Raw genomic sequence first — 13,276 nt, 5'->3', positions numbered from 1 at the left:
AGACCCGGTCAAATTCTTGTTCCACACCACCAACCCCTTTCCTTTTCTCATGGCTAATAACTTTGGCTCCCTGCGTGACCTCGTAATGTCCCTGGAAGGCGACTTCGAGAAATTCTACGACAAGAACAACTCGGCTGCCGGCACGCGTGTGCGCAAAGGCATGCAAGAGTTGAAGAACATGGCTCAGGCCATTCGTTCGGAAGTTCAGAACACCAAGAACAGCGCCGCTGGCGCTGGTGCGGCCACCGCGGCCAAGCCCGCCGCTGCCAAGAAAGCTGCTCCGGCTGCTGGCGCTGCCAAGAAAGCTGCTCCGGCCAAAAAGAAATAATCACGGATTATTTCGGATTCAACGGATTGCCCGGATTTCGGAGACGATTCAGTCCCGGCGTCCCGACTGCTTAGCCTTCGGCAACGGTAGTTACGTGGTCCGTTAGTGAAGCAAGAAAAAGGCCCTGCCAGTTCTGGCAGGGCCTTTTTCTTGGGCGTTACGCAGACTTTGGCGCTACGCTCCCGGAAGGGCCTTAGACGCCGGAAAGACAGGAGAAGCAAAGCGGATCGGCTACCAAACCCAGGCAATCTGCTGAATCCGCCCTAATCCGTGATTTTGAGCAGGTAGTAGTTCTTCTTGCCTTTCTGGGCCACTACGTAGCGGTTCAGCAGCAGCGGTACCTCGGTGGCAGGCTGGGCGGGCGCATCGGCGCGCTGGCGGTTGAGGCTCACGCCCCCGGCCAGCAGCTGCTCGCGGGCCTTGCCCTTGGACGGGAAGATCTGGAAGCCCGAAGCCTCGCTCACCAGGTCGAGCACGGTGAGGGACGCGAGCTGGGTGCGCGGTACCGCGAGCTGGGGCACGCCGGCAAACACGTCGAGCAGGGTGGCCTCGTCGAGCGAGGCCAGCTCGCCGCCGCCGAACAGCACCTGCGAGGCGGCCAGGGCGGCTTCGTAGGCCGCCGCGCCGTGCACGCGGGTGGTCACGTCCTGGGCCAGGGCCTTCTGCAGGATGCGCTGGTGCGGGGCCTGGGCGTGCTCGGCTTCCAGGGCTTCGATTTCCTGCTGGCTGAGCAGGGTGAACACCCGGATCAGGCGCGGCACGTCGGCGTCGGCGGCGTTGAGGAAGAACTGGAAAAACTGGTAGGGCGAGGTCATCGCGGCGTCAAGCCACACGGTGCCGGTTTCGCTTTTGCCGTACTTGGTGCCGTCGGCCTTGGTGATGAGCTGGCCGGTGAGGGCATAGGCCTTGTCCTCGCCGCCCGACATGCGCCGGATCAGCTCGGTGCCGGTGGTGATGTTGCCCCACTGGTCACTGGCGCCCATCTGCAGCGTCACGCCCAGGGTTTTGTAGAGGTGCTGGAAGTCGTAGCCCTGCAGCAGCTGGTACGTGAATTCGGTGTAGCTCAGGCCCTCGGCGCCGCTTTCCTCGGGGTTGAGGCGGCGCTTCACCGAGTCCTTGGCCATCATGTAGTTTACCGTCAGGTGCTTGCCCACCTCGCGCAGAAACTGCAGAAAGCCGATTTCCTTGAACCAGTCGTAGTTGTTGACCACCAGCGCGCCGGTGGGCGAGTCGTCGAAGGCAAGGAACTTCTCCAGCTGGGCCCGGATGCCGGCCTGGTTGCGGCGCAGGGTTTCCTCGTCGAGCAGGTTGCGCTCGGCCGACTTGCCGCTGGGGTCACCAATCATGCCGGTGGCGCCGCCCACCAGGGCCACGGGGCGGTGGCCGGCGCGCTGCAGGTGCACCAGCAGCATGATGGTGGCCAGGTTGCCGATGTGCAGCGACTCGGCCGTGGGGTCGAAGCCGATGTAGCCGGTGATGGGGGCGTTCTGGCGCAGGTGCTCGTCGGTGCCGGGCATCATGTCGTGAAACATGCCGCGCCAGCGCAGTTCTTCAATCAGGTCCATTCAGTTGCGAGTTGTCAGTTGCGGGTTGTCAGTATGCGGATGATGCAAAACCGACAAACCGGGGCGTAAAGGTAAGGGCGGGGCGGTACCTTTGCGCAGCCTCCGCCACCCGCCAAACCCCAGGCAGTCCGGACAAGAACAGTCAACTGGCAACTTGCAACTCGCAACTGATAACTGACCCATGCCCACGCTCACGGCCGACCAGATCATGCAGCAGCTGCAGAAACGGCAGCTGGCCCCGGTATACTTCCTGCAAGGGGAGGAGCCCTACTACATCGACCTGGTGTCGGACTTCATCGAGCAAAACGTGCTTAGCGAGGCCGACAAAGGCTTCAACCAAGTGGTGCTCTACGGCAAGGACACCGACATTCCCTCGGTGCTGGGCCAGGCCCGGCGCTTCCCCATGATGGCCGAGCGCACCGTGGTCATCGTGAAGGAGACCCAGAACCTGCCCGGCCTCGACACCGACAGCGGGGCCACCCAGCTGGAGGCCTACCTGAAAAACCCGCTGCCCAGCACCGTGCTGGTGCTGGCCTACAAGCACAAAACCCTCGACGGGCGCAAGAAGCTGGGCAAGCTCGTGGCCGAGCACGCCGTGCTGCTGACCTCCGACAAGCTGCGCGACTACCAGGTGCCCCAGTGGCTACAGGCTACCATGAAGCAGCGCCAGCGCCCCATCCACGACGACGCGGTGCAGCTGCTGAGCGAGTACATCGGCGCTGACCTGGGCCGGTTGCTGGGCGAGATTCAAAAGATCGAGCTGAACCTGAAGCCGGGGGAGCCCATCGACGCGGCCACGGTGCAGCGGCTGGTGGGCATCAGCAAGGACTACAACATCTTCGAGCTGCAGAAGGCCCTCATCACCCGCGACGTGCTCAAGGCCAACCGCATCGTGCAGCACTTTGCAGCCAACCCCAAGGACAACCCGCTCATTCCGAACCTGACGCTGCTGTTCAACTTCTTTCTGCGCCTGCTGCAGCTGCACACCCTGCCCAACCCCACGGCCGCCGACTGGAAACGGCTGGGCGTGGCCAATCCCTACGCTCAGAAGGAGTACCAGCAGGCCCAGCGCGTGTTCAACTACCAGCGCACCCGCGACGTCATCCGCCTCCTGCGCCGCGCCGATCTGCAGAGCAAAGGCGTGGACAGCGGCTCGATGGCCGACGGCGAGATTCTGCAGGAGCTGGTGTTCATGATTCTGCACCCGCAGGTGCCCGTGGCGGCGGTGCTGAACAACTAAACCTTGACCGACGTGCGCGCTTTCATTCATCAGGATTCGCAGGGCTACTGGTCGAGCCCCAACAGCTTCGTAGCCCTCGACGGGTTCCGGCAGATGGGCTGGGAAATCGTGCCGTTTCAGCAAAGCGCGCAGCTGGCAGCGGTGGAGCTGCCCGGGCAGGAGCCCACCGGCGTGGTGGTGGGGCCGGTTGGTTCGGTGCAGGCTGCCCTAAGTCGGCTGGGAGTAGCCGTGCCCGCCGAACAAAGTTATCCTGCTGCGCTGGGGCCTTTCCTGGGCCGCCGCATCTGGCAGTCGAGCGTCGACGTCGTGGCGGCTTCGCCCCAGCTGTGGCCGGTGTTCATCAAGCCTGTGCACGAGCTCAAGAAGTTTACCGGCGTGCTAGTGCGGCCCCCGCGACCTGGTGGGCTGCGGCGAGCAGGGACGGGATACGGCCGTGTGGTGCGCCTCGCCGGTGCTCTTCGTGGCCGAGTGGCGCTGCTTCGTGCGCTACGGCCAGATACTGGACCTGCGCCTGTACCGCGGCGACTGGAGCAAAGCCCCTAACCGGCAAACCATAGAGCAGGCCGTGGCTGCGTATGCCGAGGCGCCTACCGGGTACGCGCTGGATTTTGGCCTTACCGATGCGGGGGCTACCGTGGTAGTAGAAGCCAACGAAGGCTATTCCATCGGCGCCTACGGCCTGGCGCCGGTGCTGTATGCCAAGCTGCTGTCGGCCCGCTGGGCCCAGCTGACGGGCACGGAGGACTACTGCAACTTTTGAGGCTATTCTCGTCTGTCGCCCTTCATTTAGCGTCCGGGTGATGTAGAGACGCATAGTTGCGTCTCGTCGGCCGCGCCGTTCGAACCGTGTCGTGTAACGGGGGCTGTGCAACGCGCCGTCATTCAACGACGAGACGCAACTATGCGTCTCTACCTCGGCCTCTACCTAATTGATATGATAGACGTAGCCCACTTGCATCCCCTCATCGTACCGCGGGAATACATTGAAAGCGGAAGCTGGGACTTACCGCACGTAGCGCTGCCCAATCAGGCGTTTATCCTGACCTGGGTGAGTTACGGCGAGGTGATGGTTTATCTGGACCGAGCGGAATTTGATGAATTGGAAAGCTCCGGCCACCCGTGGCAGCGTCAGGCCCTCGAAAACGTCCGGCAGACAAAATACTTTCAGCGTTATCATCAGCACGACGCCGACGGAAAGCTTGCGTGGGTAGCTTTTGTGAACGATGATGATACCATCAGTTCCAGCAAGGTGCTCCTGGCCCATGAACTAAGCCAGTTGTTTCCGGAAGGGTATCACCTGGCTATACCGGACCGAGCCTGCGGTGTCGTCGTTTCCAACGCCTGTTCGGATGATGCCCTGCGGGAAGTGGTGCGGATGATCGAGCAGATGCACGACGGGGCGAATACGCCCATGTCGCCGCAACTGTATCCTGCCACGGACTTTCAGCTGCCTACAAAGTGGACTATCCCTGACCCAGGCGCGGATATTTCAGCGGCTATTGTAGACCAGTTCAGGCAGAGCGGGCTTTAGCTCTGTAGGAATGGGTTTGAGGTATCCCAGACTTATTCAGTTGCAGCTTAGTGAGCCAGGTTTGCGCCTACGTAAGCGAGCAGCAGCGAAGTAGGAAGTAGGCAGGGAAATGGGCTGGCACCTGTATCGGATTTTGGCAATATTGGGTGTGCGGGGCCGCGACTAGGTAATCTGCCGCGCCGGCCGCCGAACAATACCGATCCGCTATGAAGCTGCTTTACCTGCTCTTGCTGCTGCCCGGGCCCGCGGCCGCGCAGCCCGCCCGCCCCGCCGAAACCGCCGCCTGGCAAGCCCGGGCCGCGGCCGTGACCATCATCCGCGACGAGTGGGGCGTGCCGCACATCTACGGCAAGACCGACGCCGACGTGGCCTTCGGCATGCTCTACGCCCAGTGCGAGGACAACTACTGGCAGGTAGAGGAAAGCATGGTCAAGAAGCTGGGGCGCCTGGCCGAGCTGTACGGCGAAAAGGAGCTGGGCAACGACGCCGGCATGGCCCTGCGCCAGACCGCCGAGCAGGCCCGGCAATCGTACCGGCGGGGCCCGGCCCGGCTGCGGCAGCTGTGCGACGCCGCGGCTGCGGGCATGAACTACTACCTGCACACTCACCCCACGGTGCCGCGCCGCCTGCTCACCCGCTACGAGCCCTGGCACCTGCTGCTGTTTCCCGGCTTCGACGGCACCAGCCACGGCGTCACGGCCGCGGAGCGGCGGCGGGTGGGGCTGGGGGGCAGCGGCAGCGGGGGCGAGGGCTGGGAAGACCAGCAGGAGAGCGGCTCCAACGCCATGGCCCTGGCCCCGGCCAAATCGGCCTCCGGCCACAGCCTGCTGCTGATCAACCCCCACGTCGGGTTTTTCGGGGACAACCAGCGCTACGAGGCGCACCTGGTCAGCGAGGAGGGGCTGGACGCGTCGGGGTTTGCCATGCTGGGCCAGTTCGTTATCTGGTCGGGCTTCACGGCCACCACCGCCTGGGCCCACACCAACACCGCCGCCGATGTCGACGACGTGTACCTGGAAACCTTCGACCACCCCACCGACTCCACGCTGTACCGCTACGGCCAGGGCTTCCGGCCGGCCACGCTGTGGACCGATACCCTGCGCTACCGCACGGCGACGGGAATGCAGCAGAAAACCTTTCGCTTCCGGCGCACCCACCACGGCCCGCTGATGGCCCGCCGCGGCGCGGCCTGGCTGGCCACCCGCCCCGCCACCCAGGATTTTGGCCTCTACCTCTGGCAGGCCTGGCAGATGAGCAAAGCTCCCACGCTGGCGCGGTTCAAGGCCGCGCTGCGCCACCGTCAGCTGCTCACCAACACCATGTACGCCGACGCCCGCGGCAACATTGCCTACTGGCACGGCAACGCCGTGCCCCGGCGCAACCCGCGCTTCGACTGGATGAACCCTGTGGACGGCCGCGACCCCGAAACGGAGTGGCGCGGCCGCCACCCGCTGCGTGAGCTGGTGCACGTGGTGAACCCGGCCAGCGGCTGGCTGCAAAACTGCAATTCGACGCCCTACCAGGCCGCCGGCCCCGCCAGCCCCGACCCGGCGCGCTACCCGGCCTACATGGCCTACGACCCCCACTCGTTTCGGGCCGTGGAAGCCGTGCGCCAGCTCTCGGCCGCCGGCCCGCTCACCCCGGAGGGCCTGTGGCGGGTGGCCTACAGCGGCCACCTGCCCCTATACGCCGCCTGGCTGCCGCGGGTGCTGGCGGCCTACCAGCAAGAAGCCGACCGGCAGCCGGCCCTGCGCGCCGAGCTTGCTGCGGTGGCCGACACGCTCCGGGCCTGGGACTATCACGCCTCCGCCCGCAGCCGGGCCACCACGCTGGCCCACGCCTGGGGCCGGCAGTACACCAGTTTCCTGAACAAGCGGTTTGCGCCCAGCGTGCCGTACTACGCCCCGGCCATTGTACCCTACCTGCACGGCCCGCAGCTGCCCGTGTCCGACAGCGTGGCCGTGGCCCTGCTGCGCGCCGGCGTGGCCGACCTCACCCAGCGCCTCGGCACGCCCTGGGTGGCCTGGGGCGACCTCAACCGCCTGCAGCGCATTCACAGCAGCGGCAACCAGGAAAAATTCGCCGACGACAAGCCCAGCCTGCCCGTGGGCGCCTTTGTCGGCTCGGCGGGCTCCCTGTTTGCCTTCAGCACGCGCCCCGAAAGCGGGCAGAAACGCCAGTACGGGGTGGGGGGCAACACCTACGTGGCCGTGGTGGAGCTGGGCCCGCGGGTGAAGGCCCGCTCGGTAGTCAACTTCGGGCAAAGCGCCGACCCGGCCTCCCCGCACTACTTCGACCAGGCCCCCCTCTACGCCGGCTACGGCCACAAAGAAGCATGGTACTACCGGGAAGACGTGCTGGCCCACGCCAAGCGCAGCTACCACCCGGGCGAGTAGGCCCGCCCCGCAAGGGGGGCAGCACGCACCGCCGGTTAGGCCTACCCTGCGCCGACAAACGACAAACGCCCTCCCGGCCGGGAGGGCGTTTGTCGTAGTGGCTGCGGAAAAAAGCAAAGAGTCGGCTTAGCCGGGCAGCGTGGCGCGGTGGGCGGCAATGCCGGCCAGCACCTGCTGCAGCAGGGCTGCCTGGGCCGCAATCTGTGCCGCATCGACGCTGAGCTTGAACCGGGCGCTGCCGGTTTGGTCGCGGTTGTCGCGCACGATTTTCTTGCGCTGCGCCTGCAGCAGCAGGACCACGTCTTCGGCATCTTCTTTCTGCTGAGTTGAGAGGCCGGGTTGGGCGGCGTGGTGCTGAGCGGCGGCAATTTCGGCGTCTTTTTTCGCCAGGGCCGCCTGGCCGGCCTCCTGGCTGAGGTCGGCCCGCTTGTCGGCCAGGTCGTAGCCCTGGTCGCGGTGCTGCAGGGTTTCCAGTTCGAAAGTAGCGTGGGCGGTGGCGGCGTCGCAGTCGGCCCAGTTGGTCAGGACGGAGTAATCGGGATTCATGGTTGGAAAGGGGGGAATAAACGTGAAAAGAACAGCACACTACTGCGTCGAATATATAGCAGCATCCATGATAATTCCAAGACTCTATTGTGGTATTTCGGTGGCTAATGCAGCAGCCTCGGCCTGCAGCCCGGCAGCCTGCGCGCGCAGGCGGCGGTAGCGCGTGGCCTCCTCGGCCGACAGGGGCCGGGCGCGGCGCCGCAGCCAGCTCCGCAGCCAAAGGGCATGGGCTTCGGCGCAGCTGGGGTCGAGGGGGTCGGCGGCCTGGGCCAGGGCATCGGCCAGCGCCTGCCCGGCCGGGGTATTGGGTGGGGCGGCGCCGGGCTCGGGCGGCAGCAGCTGGGGGAGGGCGGCGGCCCAGCGGGCGGCTACGCGGGCGCGGGCCGCCAATTGTTCGGCCTCACGCAGCAGCCGGGCGGCCCGGTGCAGGCACTCGCGGCGGCGCAAGTCCAGGGCGGCCGCGTCGGGCGGGGGCGTGGCTGGCGGCAGGGGAGTATCGGGGGCGGGCGCGGCGGCCACCACCTCGGGTGGCGGCAAGTGCCGCAGCAGCGGCCCCAGCGCCACCATCACGGGATGGGATAGAGTGCGGCGCTGGGATTCTAAGTCGCGCACCAAGGGGGCGCTGATGCCCAGGTAGAGCGCGAGTTGGGCCTGGGTAAGGCCGAACCAGCTGCGGATGCGGGCCAACAAGGCCGTAGAGGTGATAGGGCGAGACATCAGGCGGAAAAAGTTTGCGCTGTTTTCTGTGAACTTATCACAAAACAGCGCAGCGTAAACGACTAAGCTTGCGCTGTTTTGGAAATTTTGCAGAAAAACAGCGCAAACCCGCTGCCTGGTCAATCCACTAAAGCAACAAGCCGCCCCGGGGACTGGGGCGGCTTGAGGAGCAAGGAAGGGAAAAGCTACCGGTAGCGAGCAAATGCTTTATGCAGTAGGGCATAAAGCTGTAGGGCATAAAGCTGATTTACAAACTGAAGCTGGTAACCCCTACTTCAGCCACTAAACACACTGTTAGCGGTTCGTTGTTCTTTCAGCGTTACGGATTAATTTAAATATCATAAAGTTGTCGTCATCAGCACGGTGCCTTGTAAAATGTAATTTATCCAAAAGTCGGGTGGAGCTTTGGTTTTCGGCGTGAGTATATGCTTCTATGGCATTTAGTCCTATATGTTGAATTCCAAAGTCAATTACTTCTGCAGCGGCTTCTTGCATTATTGCCTTTCCCTGAAAGTCAGGTAATAATTCATACCCGATTTCTGCCTTTGAATTGTCGTCGGAAAAGTTAAATAAACAGATTGTGCCAATTAGTTTGTCGGCGCCGTTCAATGCAATTGCCCAATAAAGTGCATCGTTCTTTTGGATGCTTTCATTAATAGCAAGGATGAAGTTTTTTGCGTCATCAAGTGATTTGCTTGGCTTCCGACCAAGATATTTGTTTACGTCGTCGTTTGAACGTAAAGCAAATATTTCTTTGTCATCACTGTCTACCAGTTGCCTCAATGTCAGCCTTTCGGTTTTCAAAACTGGAAACGGCGTAAAATTTTTGTCTGTCATTTTTTACTGAATAAAATTGTTCCGTTTTGTCAGACTTTACAATGACCGCCAACATCTGATTACCGCTACGCCAACTGTCTTCAGTAGCGGTTATCATGCCCGCGGTAGACTGATTAACCCCTGCTGTAGCCGGCGCAAGGTTAGCGGCAGGTGTTGCGGCGGCAGATGCCAAGGTAAGCACTGGTGGCGGAGCAAGCCGCCGGCATCAATCCCGGGGCTAGCCTTTCCACTGGCTTGCGTCTAGCGCCGCGTAACGCGTGCCCAACTTATGGTGGAGGCGGTTCGCTAAACTGGGGCACGACGTCGGGTTACGTTCAATGGCTCGGTAAAGCAAAAAAGCAGGGCGGGCAGCGCACCCATCCTCCTTTTTTGCTTTACCGAGCGCCAGGCCCGCTTGGCTGGGTTTCTTACTGCACCACCAGGCGCTTGGCCAGGGTGGTGGTGCCGGCCTGTAGGCGCAGGGTGTAGACACCCGGAGCAAGGCCGGCCGTTTCCACCGTGAACGGAGCGCCCATAGCCGCGGCTTGGCGGCGCACAGGCTGGCCCAGAGCGTTGCACAGCTCGGCCTGCACCTGACCGGCCCCGGCGGGCAGCAGTACGGTGACGGCGCCGCGGGTCGGGTTGGGGTAGAGCTGCACCGTTGCCGCGGCCAGCGCGGGCAGCGTGGGCGTGACGTTCGCGGGCGTCAGCAGGCGTACGCAGTGGTTATACATGTCGGAGATGAAAATCTTGCCGCTGATACCGAGGGCCACCCCGCCCGGGTTGGCGAGCTGGCCGCTGGTGGCTGGCCCCCCATCGCCGCCGAAGACGTTTATGCCGTTGCCGGCCACCGTCGTGATGATGCCCGTCGCCGCATTCACCCGGCGGATGCGGTGGTTGCCCTGGTCAGCAATGAAAATGTTGCCGCTGCCATCGATGGCCATGCCATCAGGGTAATTAAGCCGGGCGCTGGTGGCCGGTCCCCCGTCGCCGCTGAAACCGCCCGGCCCCGGCCCCGCCGGACCCGAGCCGGCCACCGTTGTGATGATGCCCGTAGCCGCACTCACTTTCCGGATGCGGTGGTTTCTGTTGTCGCCGATGTACAGGTTGCCGCTGCCATCAACGGCCACCTCAACCGGGTTATCAAACCGGGCACTGGTGGCCGGCCCCCCGTCGCCGCCATAGCCGTCCGTACCGTTGCCGGCCACCGTCGTGATGATGCCCGTGGCCGCACTCACTTTGCGGATGCGGTAGTTATTGCTGTCAACGATGTACAGGTTGCCGCTGGCATCGACGGCCACGCCTTCCGGTGCATCGAGCTGGGCGCTGGTGGCCGGCCCCCCGTCGCCACTGAAGCCAGATATAAACGTGCCGTTACCGGCTACCGTCGTTATCACACCGGTGGCCGCACTCACTTTGCGGATGCAGTTGTTACCAAAGTCGGCGATGTACAGGTTGCCACTGCCATCGACGGCTATGCCCTCCGGGCGCGAGATTCTGGCGCTGGCACCCGGCCCCCCGTCACCGCTGAAGCCAAACGTGCCGTTACCGGCCACCGTCGTTATTACCCCGGTGGCCGCATTCACTTTGCGGACGCGGTAGTTATTGTTGTCGGCAATGAAGACGTTGCCATTGCCGTCGACGGCCACGCCGGTGAGATAATTAAGCCGGGCGCTGGTGGCCGGCCCCCCGTCGCCGCTAAAGCCCGACCGTCCCCCCGTACCGGCAAACGTCGATATCGTGTAGGTATAGTCGGGTATCACCGTCACCGTGAAGCTCCGTCCGTTGCTGGTGCCGTCGGGCGTGGTCACGGTTACGTTGCCCGTGGTAGCGCCGAAGGGCACGGTGGCCCTCAGGCTGGTGCTGGACGTGAACGTGACGCTGGTGGCCGCCGTGCCGTTGAAGCGGACGGTGCTGCCGCTGGTGAAGCCCGTGCCCGTCAGCGTCACGCTCGTGCCCACCGGCCCGCTGCTGGGGTTCAGGCCCGTGAGCGTGGGCACTACCGGGAGCGTTACGGTGAAGCTCCGCCCGTTGCTGGTGCCGCCGGGGGTGGTCACGGTCACGTTGCCCGTGGTGGCGCCAGTCGGCACGGTGGCCCTCAGGCTGGTGGCCGACGTGAACGTGACGCTGGTGGCCGCCGTGCCGTTGAAGCGGACGGTGCTGCCGCTGGTGAAGCCCGTGCCCGTCAGCGTCACGCTGGTGCCCACCGGCCCGCTGCTGGGGCTCAGGCTCGTGAGCGTGGGCACTACTACCGGCGTCAGCTGGCGGATGCGGTTGTTTCCAGTATCGGTGATGAAAAGGTTGCCGCTGCTGTGGACGGCCACCCCGCGAGGGTCGTTGAACTGGGCGCTGGTGGCCGGTCCCCCGTCGCCGCCAAAGCCCGCCGTACCGGTGCCGGCCACCGTCGTGATGATGCCCGTGGCCGCGCTTACCCGGCGGATGCGGTTGTTGTTTCGGTCGGCGATGAAAAGGTTGCCGCTGCCATCGACGGCCACCCCATAAGAGCTGCCGAGCCGGGCGCTGGTGGCCGGCCCCCCGTCGCCGCTGAAGCCCCCGGTGCCCCCCGTGCCGGCCACGGTCGTTATCACCCCCGTGGCCGCGCTCACCTTGCGAATGCAGCGGTTCCCGCCGTCAGCGATGAAGAGGTTGCCGCTGCCATCAACGGCCACCCCCTGAGGTAAGTTGAGCCGGGCGCTGGTGGCTGCCATCCCGTCGCCGCTGAAGCCCGCCGAACCGTTGCCGGCCACCGTCGTGATGATGCCCGTGGCCCCGCTCACCTTGCGGATGCGGTGGTTAATGGCGTCGGTGATGAAGAGGTTGCCGCTGCCGTCAACGGCCATACCAAAAGGGGCATTGAACTGGGCGCTGGTGGCCGGTCCCCCGTCACCGCTGAAGCCCGACGTGCCGTTGCCGGCCACCGTGGTTATCACGCCCGTGGCCGCGCTTACCCGGCGGATGCGGTTGTTAATTCGGTCGACAATAAAGAGGTTGCCGCTGCCATCGACGGCTACGCCGGTAGGGAAATTGAGCTGGGCGCTGGTGGCCGGCCCCCCGTCGCCGCTAAAACCTACCGAGCCCGTGCCGGCCACGGTCGTTACCACGCCCGTGGCCGCACTTACCCGGCGGATGCGGTTGTTAATTCGGTCGACAATAAAGAGGTTGCCGCTGCCATCGACGGCTACGCCGGTAGGGAAATTGAGCTGGGCGCTGGTGGCCGGCCCCCCGTCGCCGCTAAAACCTACCGAGCCCGTGCCGGCCACGGTCGTTACCACGCCCGTGGCCGCATTCACTTTGCGGACGCGCTGGTTCGTAGCGTCGGCGATGAAGACATTGCCGCTGCCATCGACAGCTACATTTTGCGGGCCATTGAGTTGGGCGCTGGTGGCCGCTGCCCCATCGCCGCTAAAGCCCGCCGTGCCGTTGCCGGCCCGCGTCGTGATACTGTAGGTTTGCGCGGCGGCGGGGACCAGGGTGAGCAGCACGAGGGCCAGCGCCGCCAGCCCCGCCCACAGGTACCCGGCCAGCCGCCGGGCCGTCTGACCGGCGAAAGCACCCGGCCCGTAAACCGTCCGGTTGATGCCACCATCTGTAGAAAGCAGCAGGCCCTGAGGCCCGCGGCGCAAGTTGCCGGCACCGGGCCGCCAAGAATGAGTAAGGGTGTGCATTCAGAAGAAAGAAAAAGAAGGCAAAAAGCGGATTAAACCAGGATCAGGCAAAGCCAGAAAAGCAAAATTACCGCTCGGAACAGGCAGGGCAATACCCGCTTTGGGGTATTTTCTCCCGGTGGGCGGGGCCAGCACCACCTCGGGCGGCGGCAGCTGGTGCAGCAGCGGCCCCAGCGCCACGCTGACGGGGGCGCTGGGGCCGCTTTCAATGGCTTGCAGCAGGGATTGACTGACGCCCAGGTAGAGGGCTAAATCGGCTTGGGAGAGGCCCAGCCAGCTGCGGACGCGGGCCAGCAAGGCCGTGGAAGCAATCTGGCGAGGCATCAGCCGGAAAAAGGTTGCGCTGTTTTCTGTGAACTTATCACAAAACAGCGCAGCGTAAACGACTAAGCTTGCGCTGTTTTGGAAATTTTGCAGAAAAACAGCGCAAGCTGCTGACTGCTCGGCCTACTAAAGCAGCAAGCCGCTCCGT

Annotated in this window: 10 protein-coding genes and 2 pseudogenes; 6 read left to right on the top strand and 6 right to left on the bottom strand. The window is 64.1% G+C overall.

Annotation, left to right across the window (positions count from 1 at the left end):
- Nucleotides 1-49 precede the first annotated feature (49 nt).
- Nucleotides 50-223 (top strand): annotated as a pseudogene (locus ACE191_RS04265) (histone H1); the annotation flags it as partial.
- Between the two features lie 368 nt (nt 224-591).
- On the opposite strand, the gene tyrS reads toward ACE191_RS04265, so the two are convergent.
- Nucleotides 592-1,893, bottom strand: a complete 1,302-nt coding sequence (gene tyrS / locus ACE191_RS04260) for a tyrosine--tRNA ligase (RefSeq protein WP_400190943.1) — start codon at nt 1,891-1,893, stop codon at nt 592-594.
- A gap of 181 nt (nt 1,894-2,074) precedes the next feature.
- On the opposite strand from tyrS, the gene holA reads away from it, so the two are divergent.
- The 5 genes and pseudogenes from holA (at nt 2,075) to ACE191_RS04235 (ending at nt 7,060) form a co-directional block, all read left to right on the top strand.
- A complete protein-coding gene (gene holA / locus ACE191_RS04255; RefSeq protein WP_400190942.1) occupies nt 2,075-3,133 on the top strand; it encodes a DNA polymerase III subunit delta in 1,059 nt (352 codons plus the stop codon).
- A 93-nt stretch (nt 3,134-3,226) separates the two neighbouring features.
- Nucleotides 3,227-3,508, top strand: a pseudogene (locus tag ACE191_RS04250) (hypothetical protein); the annotation flags it as partial.
- Between the two features lie 25 nt (nt 3,509-3,533).
- The gene (locus tag ACE191_RS04245; protein ID WP_400190941.1) at nt 3,534-3,893 is read left to right on the top strand and encodes an ATP-grasp domain-containing protein; all 360 of its coding nucleotides are present in this window, start codon (nt 3,534-3,536) and stop codon (nt 3,891-3,893) included.
- Between the two features lie 141 nt (nt 3,894-4,034).
- Nucleotides 4,035-4,664, top strand: coding sequence for a hypothetical protein (locus tag ACE191_RS04240; RefSeq protein ID WP_400190940.1), 630 nt, complete (start codon nt 4,035-4,037; stop codon nt 4,662-4,664).
- A 206-nt stretch (nt 4,665-4,870) separates the two neighbouring features.
- Complete coding sequence (locus tag ACE191_RS04235; protein ID WP_400190939.1) at nt 4,871-7,060, top strand: penicillin acylase family protein; 2,190 nt, start codon at nt 4,871-4,873, stop codon at nt 7,058-7,060.
- A gap of 126 nt (nt 7,061-7,186) precedes the next feature.
- On the opposite strand, the gene ACE191_RS04230 is transcribed toward ACE191_RS04235, so the two are convergent.
- The 5 genes from ACE191_RS04230 to ACE191_RS04210 form a co-directional block, all read right to left on the bottom strand.
- Nucleotides 7,187-7,606 carry a hypothetical protein gene (locus ACE191_RS04230; RefSeq protein WP_400190938.1) on the bottom strand — a complete coding sequence of 140 codons (420 nt, stop codon included), beginning with the start codon at nt 7,604-7,606 and terminating at the stop codon, nt 7,187-7,189.
- An 84-nt stretch (nt 7,607-7,690) separates the two neighbouring features.
- Nucleotides 7,691-8,323, bottom strand: a complete 633-nt coding sequence (locus tag ACE191_RS04225; protein WP_400190937.1) for a helix-turn-helix domain-containing protein — start codon at nt 8,321-8,323, stop codon at nt 7,691-7,693.
- Nucleotides 8,324-8,617: 294 nt separating this feature from the next.
- The gene (locus tag ACE191_RS04220; RefSeq protein WP_400190936.1) at nt 8,618-9,160 is read right to left on the bottom strand and encodes a GNAT family N-acetyltransferase; all 543 of its coding nucleotides are present in this window, start codon (nt 9,158-9,160) and stop codon (nt 8,618-8,620) included.
- Between the two features lie 407 nt (nt 9,161-9,567).
- Nucleotides 9,568-12,804: an IPT/TIG domain-containing protein gene (locus tag ACE191_RS04215; protein ID WP_400190935.1), complete on the bottom strand. Its 3,237-nt coding sequence runs from the start codon at nt 12,802-12,804 to the stop codon at nt 9,568-9,570.
- Nucleotides 12,805-13,128 carry a helix-turn-helix domain-containing protein gene (locus ACE191_RS04210; protein WP_400190934.1) on the bottom strand — a complete coding sequence of 108 codons (324 nt, stop codon included), beginning with the start codon at nt 13,126-13,128 and terminating at the stop codon, nt 12,805-12,807.
- Nucleotides 13,129-13,276 lie beyond the last annotated feature (148 nt).

Origin of the sequence: Hymenobacter sp. B81, from assembly GCF_044628455.1 — a bacterium.
In the GTDB taxonomy this organism is placed as follows: domain Bacteria; phylum Bacteroidota; class Bacteroidia; order Cytophagales; family Hymenobacteraceae; genus Solirubrum.
This window is presented reverse-complemented; position numbering and strand designations above follow the sequence as displayed.

Excerpts from the sequence above, each read along its gene's own strand:
- ACE191_RS04215 (WP_400190935.1), bottom strand. The coding sequence starts at position 12,804 with ATGCACACCCTTACTCATTCTTGGCGGCCCGGTGCCGGCAACTTGCGC.
- ACE191_RS04230 (WP_400190938.1), bottom strand. The coding sequence starts at position 7,606 with ATGAATCCCGATTACTCCGTCCTGACCAACTGGGCCGACTGCGACGCC.
- ACE191_RS04240 (WP_400190940.1), top strand. The coding sequence starts at position 4,035 with ATGCGTCTCTACCTCGGCCTCTACCTAATTGATATGATAGACGTAGCC.
- ACE191_RS04235 (WP_400190939.1), top strand. The coding sequence starts at position 4,871 with ATGAAGCTGCTTTACCTGCTCTTGCTGCTGCCCGGGCCCGCGGCCGCG.
- ACE191_RS04210 (WP_400190934.1), bottom strand. The coding sequence starts at position 13,128 with ATGCCTCGCCAGATTGCTTCCACGGCCTTGCTGGCCCGCGTCCGCAGC.
- ACE191_RS04220 (WP_400190936.1), bottom strand. The coding sequence starts at position 9,160 with ATGACAGACAAAAATTTTACGCCGTTTCCAGTTTTGAAAACCGAAAGG.
- holA (WP_400190942.1), top strand. The coding sequence starts at position 2,075 with ATGCCCACGCTCACGGCCGACCAGATCATGCAGCAGCTGCAGAAACGG.
- tyrS (WP_400190943.1), bottom strand. The coding sequence starts at position 1,893 with ATGGACCTGATTGAAGAACTGCGCTGGCGCGGCATGTTTCACGACATG.
- ACE191_RS04225 (WP_400190937.1), bottom strand. The coding sequence starts at position 8,323 with ATGTCTCGCCCTATCACCTCTACGGCCTTGTTGGCCCGCATCCGCAGC.